The sequence below is a fragment of the Helicobacter muridarum genome (assembly GCF_000765805.2).
In the GTDB taxonomy this organism is placed as follows: domain Bacteria; phylum Campylobacterota; class Campylobacteria; order Campylobacterales; family Helicobacteraceae; genus Helicobacter_A; species Helicobacter_A muridarum.
Map to the genome: position 1 here is coordinate 1 of NZ_JRPD02000038.1, position 9412 is coordinate 9412.

General features: G+C 32.9%; 5 protein-coding genes. 2 read left to right on the forward strand and 3 right to left on the reverse strand.

From position 1 onward, the window contains the following. Window positions 1-44 precede the first annotated feature (44 nt). The 3 genes from LS73_RS09270 to rfaD all read right to left on the reverse strand — a co-directional run bounded on the left by LS73_RS09270 (window position 45) and on the right by rfaD (window position 5301). The gene (locus LS73_RS09270) at window positions 45-2144 is read right to left on the reverse strand and encodes an FUSC family protein (protein ID WP_104731164.1); all 2100 of its coding nucleotides are present in this window, start codon (window positions 2142-2144) and stop codon (window positions 45-47) included. A 194-nt stretch (window positions 2145-2338) separates the two neighbouring features. Beyond that, entirely contained in the window at window positions 2339-4105 is a 1767-nt protein-coding gene (aspS, locus tag LS73_RS09275) for an aspartate--tRNA ligase (protein WP_034559663.1), read from the reverse strand. A 119-nt stretch (window positions 4106-4224) separates the two neighbouring features. Further along, window positions 4225-5301, reverse strand: coding sequence for an ADP-glyceromanno-heptose 6-epimerase (gene rfaD, locus LS73_RS09280; protein WP_052089997.1), 1077 nt, complete (start codon window positions 5299-5301; stop codon window positions 4225-4227). A gap of 190 nt (window positions 5302-5491) precedes the next feature. Between rfaD and LS73_RS09285 the strand changes: the two genes are divergently transcribed. Continuing rightward, window positions 5492-6370 (forward strand): SEL1-like repeat protein, encoded by an 879-nt coding sequence (locus LS73_RS09285; protein ID WP_034559665.1) that lies wholly within the window; start codon window positions 5492-5494, stop codon window positions 6368-6370. A 1-nt stretch (window position 6371) separates the two neighbouring features. After that, on the forward strand, window positions 6372-9167 hold the full coding sequence (locus tag LS73_RS09290) for a tetratricopeptide repeat protein (protein WP_034559667.1): 2796 nt from the start codon (window positions 6372-6374) through the stop codon (window positions 9165-9167). Window positions 9168-9412: the final 245 nt, after the last annotated feature.

Here is a 9412-nt window from a genome sequence, read left to right on the forward strand (position 1 = left end):
TAAATTGTCAATAATATGCTAAATATAGCTACCACACAAACACATTACTCTGGAATACTTATATAGCTCTCATTTAAAAACTTATACATTTTGTTTTGGTATCCAAAGATTTCACCAATAAGCCAATGCAGATGATTGCTATCATCATATATAAAAGAATACTGATTAATGAAGCTAAAATTGTGCTTATCGTTGTTTAAAAGATTCCTTATAGATTCAAAGCGATTCTTAAGGGATACTAGCTCGCATGAATATCCACCAATATCTTTTTTCATATTAAAAATCTCATCTCCTCTGCAAGAACATAGCTGACTTAATTCACTAATCTTAATATCAATACTTTCTAAAACAGCTACAAGCTCATATCCATAGACTACGATTTGGTTATTTTTACCTACTACTTCTGTTTTGGAATCTTTTAACATGCTTTTAAACTCATCTAAATTATGTAATAAATCTGCTTGTTTGCCTTGTAAAGACTTATCTTCATTTTTATCATGCTTTGGGTTTATAATCAAATCTAGCATATCTTCTAAAAGTGAGATATGTTTTAGCAACAATGGCTTTAAATTATTATAAGAATATCTAGGCCAAATAATTAAAAACACCCCAATAGCAAAACCCACACCAAGACCAATATCAATTAATCTATCTAGCACATAATGCAAAAAGTCATCATATAAAATTGAATACATCATGACAAAACCACACATCATAAGCCCAGACCAAAGCCAAAACGGAAACACGCGCAGATATACAACCAAAAATACAACAATGCCAAATGCAAGATAAAAAAATATTGGTGTGGCAAACACAGATACAATAATGCCTATTAAGATTCCCACTGCGGCACTGATAAAATATTCTTTACTAATATTTTGCATACCTCCAACTGATGGGCGCACTACACTAACTACTCCAAGGCTAATCCAAATACCGCGATTAATATTTAGTAAAGTAGCAAAGACTAGAGATAACGCTATTGCTAGAGAATATTTGATACTAAATTGAAATGTAGCATTATTTAGATTCAATGCCTTAAAAACATCATATATATTCTTCTTTGGAGTTGGATTAAAGGCTACATTAGTATTTTTGCTAGCACGACAAAAGGACTTCATCTTGTAATAAAGAATACTAAGAATATTATGCAACGCCTTATCCCCTTTGGGATCATTTGAAGCACTAAACCTAGAATTATAATCCAAGTAAAAATCCTGCCCTATAATTTTACTTGCTTGATCACAAGATATTTTAGGGATTTTACCTACGAAAATTTTACTTAGGTTATGGAGATTCTCAATGATTTCTTGTTGCAATAGGGGATATTTATGAATATTATGCTTTGCTAACACAGTTATTATCATATAAATATCCTCTATCTGATAGATGTAAAAAATAGCCCTCTTAATATTTTTTATCATATAGTTATTATTATAGAGTCCAGATTTTGTATGTAGGGTCTGCTTGATGTTATATATCATAAGAAATGTAGCGTCTTTATAATGCGAAAAATCCCTAGGCGAATCAATATATATCACCATATTTTTTAAAGACTGCAATACTGAAGGATAATAAAGTTTCGTCCAACCTCCATAATTGCTTGTAGTATCAAGTAATAAGAACCCAATAATAATTCCAATTAGAGCACTTGTAAAAACTACAAAAGAACTAGTATAAATTGATAAAATAACACCAGAATCAACATATATACAAGCCACCAAAGAATTCACAACCACAGGCACACACATACGATATAAATCAAGTGAATATGCGCGCGACATACCAACACAAAAGCTCAAAAACAACACTGGCAATGCAAGCCACCAAACATCATAAATACTATGACTTGATAAAGCTTTTTGAGCTAATAAGCTAAAAAATGCTACTGACACACTAGAGCAGATTGCAAAACCAAGCATATGTGTTTTTCTATTTGCCTGCTGGCTTAGAGTTGCATTTAGGAAAAAAATTTGCATAGGAGTCATAGCTGCCCAAACAATAACTTCTTGACCAAATATAAATAAGTGAAATAGCACGCTTAAAGCAATAGCTACCATAGCTTTTAAAGCATAAACTAGATTCAGATATCCAGGATCATAAATATGGATATATTTCGTAAGATAGCTAAGGGCAACACGCATATATACTCCAGTGTAAATTAGGTGAAAATTCTACATCGGCTACATGTTCATAGAGTTAATTGAATGGATTCTATAAATAATGATTAGTATACTTTTGTATTTATATGAATCAAATTATTGTCATATTAAGCATAAACAAATATATGCAGATTATTTACATCAATATGAAACCTAAACTTAGATTATCATCAATTCTAAGCCTTAGTCCTTATATGTAGCTCGTTTAGCTGCTCTTTGCTTACATGACTTGGCGCATTCATAAGCAAACAGTTAGCCTTTTGAGTTTTGGGAAAAGCAATGACATCTCTAAGGGAATTAGCATTGCTCAAAAGCATGATTAATCTATCAAATCCAATAGCAAAGCCACCATGCGGCGGTGCCCCATATTGCAGAGCGTCTAATAGAAATCCAAATTTATCCCTTGCTTCATCTTGTGTAATATTAAGCAATTCAAATATTTTGCTTTGGATTTTGCTTTTATGGATTCTAATGCTGCCTCCGCCAAGCTCCACACCATTAAGAACAATATCATATGAAAGCGATTTTATATCCTCTATATCATCTACATCTAAGTCCTTTGGCATGGTAAATGGGTGATGTAATGCCTTAACGCCCTCACTTGTATTCTCAAACATAGGAAAATCTACTACCCATAAAAATCTTAGTTCATCACTATTTATGATATTCATAGCTTGAGCTACTTCTAGGCGTAATCTCCCCATATAATCCCACACAGTTTTCTTATCGCCTGCGCCAAAGAATACGATATCGCCTTTAGTTGCACCAACTCTTACTAGTAACTCTTTTAACTTTGCAGAATCTATAAACTTTACTAATGGACCCTTAAGATTTGATTCTATCTCTTCGTTACTATAAGTCTTACAAGATTCTTTAACTTGAATATAAGCCAATCCTTTAGCCCCAAAACCACGAACAAACTTTTCTAATTCACTCAACATCTTGCGACTAAAAAAATTATCTCCGCCTTTAACGCATAATGCCTTGAATCGATTTGAGTGAGAATCTAGGGCAATTCTCTTAAATATATCATTGCTTGATTCTACAAATAAATCAGAGACTTCTACCAAAGGCATATCAAAGCGCAAATCTGGCTTATCGCTACCATATTTTTCCATTGCTTCATAATAGGTAATGACTGGAATCTTATAGTCTATTTGCCTACCCATCTCTTTAAATATAGTAAGTATTAAACCTTCAGCAATTTGCATAACTTGTAACTGTGTGCAAAAGCTCATTTCAACATCTATTTGTGTGAATTCTGGTTGTCTATCAGCACGCAAATCCTCATCTCTAAAGCATTTTGCTATTTGATAATACTTATCAAATCCGCCTACCATTAGCAACTGCTTAAAAATCTGTGGGCTTTGAGGAAGAGCGTAAAATTGCTCCTTATGAACTCTACTTGGAACTAAATAATCCCTTGCGCCTTCAGGCGTTGCCTTTGTTAGTATTGGAGTTTCAATCTCTAAAAACCCATTCGATTCTAAAAATCTTCTTGTAATGCTTGCTACTTTGGATCGAATCTCAAATATTCTCAAGTTTTTTTGACTACGTAAATCTAAATAGCGATATTGTAATCTAAGCTCCTCGCTAACGCTGTCATCACCAATAATGATTGGCGTTGTTAATGATTTATTTTCAATTTGTAAAAAATCTAACACAACTTCAATATCGCCTGTTTCTAGCTTAGGATTATTCAACCCTTCTCCCCTAGCACGAACCACACCCTTTGCTAACAAAACAAACTCATCTCTAACATTCGAAGCAACACTATATGCCTGCGAATTAGGGTAGGCTACAAGTTGAATAATCCCACTTCTGTCGCGTAAATCAATAAAAATTATTCCTCCATGGTCGCGATAACTATTACACCAACCACATAATCGAACTTCTCTGCTAATATCCGCAATACTTAGATCTGTATTGTAATGTGTCCGCATTCTTTTCCTTACTACTTAGAATAATGCTTTAATCTTAAAGCAATCAATCTTATAATTTTAGCATTTTTACTATAAGCTTAGTAACTTCCAAGTCTAGTCCTAAATACTAGGAACATATCTTAAAACATATTCTTTTTGCCACTCTTTATATCTTCGTAAATCTCAATAATAGTTGGTATATATTCTTTAATGCCACTCTCTAAGCTATAGATGGGCTTGTATTTAGGGACAAAATTAGCCATATCTGCTAAGGTATGATTTTGAAAGAATGAATAAGGATTATTTATATACTCAATCTCAAATGTAATGCCAAGCTCATTTCTTAGAATCTCTACCACACTATTAAAACTACTAGACACTCCAGAGCCAACATTATATACAGCACCAGTATCAAAACAAGAATCCAACAAAGAATCCTTATTGCTATCTAATGTTTCTAATGCCCTAATATTTGCCTGTACCACATCATCAATATGCACAAAATCCCTTCGTTGTTGCCCATGCTTAAAAAGCCTAACCTTACCATTATGTAAAGCTTGCAAGCCTAACTGCAATATCATAGAGCTAGTTTTACCCTTATAAAACTCACCTCTACCATATACATTGAAGTATCGAAGTCCAATTAATGCTAATTGCTTTCCATAAAACTCTGCTTGCCTCTTAACATTCTCCACATCCATACAAAGCTTTGAGAATCCATATACATTCTCTGGAATCTCATCTTTCCCAACAGAATTTGGTGCCTTTGTGTTTCCATAAACTGCCGCAGAGCTAGCATATATCAAACTAGCGTCATTGCGTAAAGCTAGGTTTATAATACTTCTAAAAGCATGCAAATTCACCTTCAAAACTCTATTCATATTCATACAAGTTGTATCTGATATTGCTGCCTCATGGAATATATAATCAATCTTGCCATAGTGCTTTAGCTTACGCATGTCGTTAACATTGCTAATATCTGCACAAATAATATCTATATTGGCATATAAATTTAGATTCTTAAAATGCCCAAGTGTAGTCGGATTTCCATTTGAAAATGTATCACCATCTCTAAAATAATCAAGGGCTAATATTCTAGCCTTTGGATAATTGCTTGCAAAATATGAAACTAAATTGCTACCAATAAATCCAGCAGCACCTGTAATAAGAATTGTCTTAGAATCAAAATTCAATATAGGAGATATATATGGTTGCATAATAATCCTCAATGTAAGTGAAGTGCTAAAAACTTGATGATTCTATCATGATTTACATTCTATATATATTAAACATTATTGTAATATTGCAGTCTTGCAAGCTAGTTTCAAACAAGATATATTATTAAAAAAATACTAAAAATCTAGTTATAATCCTACAATTTATTACCGCCAAATTTTAAGGATATATATGCGCCTCCTCACAAAAGGACTGCTAGTGTTGCTTGGTTGCTTTCTATCAATATATGCACAAGATTATTCAAAGGCTTCAATCATTCCTAATTTAGATGGAGATTTCGTTGTATGGTATAAGCAATGTAAGCAAAAGAATAATGATGCTTGTTACTTTCTTGGGCTAAGTTATATGGAGGGCTATAACACCGTGCCAAACAAGCAAAAAGGCAAAAAGATATTATTAAATGCTTGTAAGAATAACACTATGCAAGCCTGCCTAGCATTGCAACACTATAACCCAAGCCTAGATTTAGATTCCAATATAATAAGTTTGTATGAGTGGAGTCCCGCATTTATATCATATAAAAAAGCCTGCGAATTAGGAAATGTTAACTCATGTGAGACAATTGCTAAAATGCTTTTAACCCAAGCCAATAAAAAAAATGATACACATAGCAGCAAGTCTAATAACAATAAAGATACATTAGCCACAGCTAATAATCACGAAAATAATTACTTAGACATATCTATTGAGTTAAAGCAAGAATATCAAGACCTACATACCAAAATTGTAAAAGTGTTAGATAATTTTTGTGATTCACAAGCGGAAGGTTTTCTAAGTAATTCTACATGCAAGGTATTAGAAGATTTTAAGCTTACATTCCATAATATAACTACCAATAAAATGCCAGCTCTAATTTCCCTATGTCAAAAATCACTACAAAACCCAAATGCGCCGCGCATAGACTGCGCTAGAGTAGCACTTAAATACAAAAATGGAGATGATATCCCAAAGGATAAGCAAAAAGCCTATGAATACTTTAGTCTTACTTGTGAAAAGCATAAGGAATTTTGCTACAACAAAGTGCTAGATTCTATTTTAAGTGAGGATTAATATGCAGGCTACACAAAATCAAATCATCATGAATAATAAAAACAATGCAGTTGTTATCATGATTCTTGTATTTGGGCTATTTATCACAATAATGCAAGCAAATACAGCTATCCTATCTAATCAATCTGAAAAATCTACTAATAACGCCAATACTAAACCTACCTCAAAATCTAATAACAAACTAATTAAAGATTGTGAAAATGGCTATATTAATGCCTGCATATCTCTAGCAAAAAATTCCAAAGCCTACCAAGATAAAATTATCGCAATACTAAAACGTTCATGCCAAATAGAATATCAATCCTGCCTAATACTTGCTGAAATGTATAATACACAAAGTCATATTCCACAGAATCTAAATATGCTAAATATCTTAAATTCTAAAGGCGTAAAGCATGTCCAATATAATTATATAGAAGACTTCATAGGCTTTATAGATAAGGTAAAGGATCTAAACATTCCACTTGATAACAAAGAGGCTTTAAAGTATCAAGAGAAAGCTATTCCGCTTATAGAAAATGCCTGCTATTCTAGAGCAAATCAAGATTTGCAAGCTTGTCTAATCCTTAGCTACTTCTATGAAAAAGCAATAGCTGTCCCACTAAATAGACCAAAGGCAAATCGCCTAGTAGAATCTGTGCTAGATTCATTTATGCGGGAATGTGTAATAAATAATAAATGGGCATGTTTAGCATTAAGTCAATATAGAGACTATTTAGCAATGATTAATAGCGAAATACCAACTATTGAACGCGAATGCGATGAAAAAGATTCTACATCATGTTTCCGAGCCAGCCTATATTACACACAAGATTTTTATATTCCTATGGAAAATGGAGATTCTAATTCAAATCCCAATACAGACTTTGTAAAGTCTGCTTACTTTTTAAAAAAAGGCTGCTCATTAGAATCAGAACTATGCGAAAATGGCATATTTAAGATTCCCTACGCTAAAGCTTGTATTATGGACAATGATATGGAAGCTTGCACAAAGGTTAAAAGCGATAAACCAGAGTTTCTATCACTATCATGTAACGATGGAAATATAGCTAGCTGTTATGCGCTTAGATATCTGCCGCAGTTTGAAGAGAAAAGACGATTCATAGCCCTAGCACAAAGGGCTTGTAAGAGCGGAATTGTTGAGGCTTGTGGAGAATTGGCTCGTAGATATAAAATGGGCGATAATGTAAGCCAGAATGATGATAAAGCACTTAGCTTTACGCAAAGAGCTTGTAATTGGGAATTAAAACAAGGTATAACAATTTCTAATAATAGCTATTGCTATGACACTGCGTATGGATATGAAGTTGGAGACTTTGTAAAGCAAGACATTAATAAGGCAATGGAGCTTTATAACTATTCATGTAGCTTTGATCCTAATGCATGTGCAAGATTGGCTAGATTATACGAAATATACAAAAAACAGAATCAAACAGCTATAAAACTATATAAGTATGCATGTGATAATGGTTCTAATGAAGCTAGAAGTTGTATCAAGGTCGCAAATCATTATTTCACAGAGGCTAGCAAAGGACAAGATCCTATATTCAATATCGTATACGCTATTGAATATAGCCAGAAATCAAATAGCATCGATAGAGATTATGCAGCAGATTCGCTTTATCAACTAGGCTCTATCTACGCCCTAGATAACTTTATAGAATCTAATAATATGACTAAAACCAAAATTATTCACCCAAATCCTTACACAAACTATGCCCTAGCTGCTAAATATTTTGAAGAATCTTGCATTAAGGGGCTATTTGAATCATGCGAGCTATATGAGCAATATGGAGAAAAAAAGCAAAGCGAACTATATCAGCTATGCAAAGCAGAAGATAACAAAAATACAAATAGCTGCTATCAACTAGTGCTATATGACATCATTCCTAGCTCAAAAACTAAGAAAAATCACAATGCAAGAAAAATAATGAATAATTTGCTTGAATCTTGTACTAAGGACTTAATGCCAGCTTGTGCTTTTGTAATTAGACTCTCAAATATACAAGAGTATGAAAAGCATCTAAATTCCAAAAATATTGCAGAAAATCTACCACTCCAAGACAAGCTATGCACAGTAAGCAAGGACAAAACATATGACATGATTACTCTTAATAATGACATGGGAATATTCTGTGCAAATATAGCTAACTATGCCTATGACAATAAAGATTATTTGCGATTTATCCGCTCGCTAGAGGGCTATGACTATAACTTTATTGCAAATACAATACCCATACAAGACGTCCTAGATAAACTAGTGTTAGCATACTTTGAGACACAGCAATATGCCGAAATGATAAAATTATATAGATACATTTATGAAAATGGAATTCCAAATAGCTACTACTTCTTAGCCCTAGCCTATCAACAAGGCTTAGGAGTAACAAAAGATCTAGACAAAGCTATTGAAATATATAACTTAGGAATTAAAAATGAAGAAGATTCCAAACAGAATTTAGAATTTAAAGAATTCGCCCTAAGCTACTTCGGACTATCTCAAAGTTATGAAATGGGGCTAGGAGTGCCAAAGGATAGCTATAAATCAATGGAGCTTTTACGTCTATCATGCCCATTAAACAAAAGGCTAGATTCTCATAACACAGTAGCAAAAGCCTGTGCAATACTCGGCAAGGAATCCACTAAAGAAGGAGATTTAGAAGAAGCTAAAGAATATTATCAAAGAGCATGTGATGCAAAATATGACGGGGATATAATATTTTGCAAAAATATAAAAAAGCCTAGTCAAGAAACCAAAGAAACATATAAATTTTTCCTAGATTTTGATGAGCATTAATTTAAGCCTGTAAGGTATTATTTAAATCAAAGTGCGGATTTGCTCATACTCATACTATAATTAATCCCCTTGCTGCGCTTTCAATCTAGAGTCGAAGAATCTCTAAACAAAAGATTCTATGATAAATAGAATCTAAAATCATCTTGTCATTTTATAAAAGGTTAATTAAAACTCATAACACAAAAGGAATACTATGTAAAACAAGCATAAAGCAATCCACAATCAGATAATTAAGGATTCTGTAA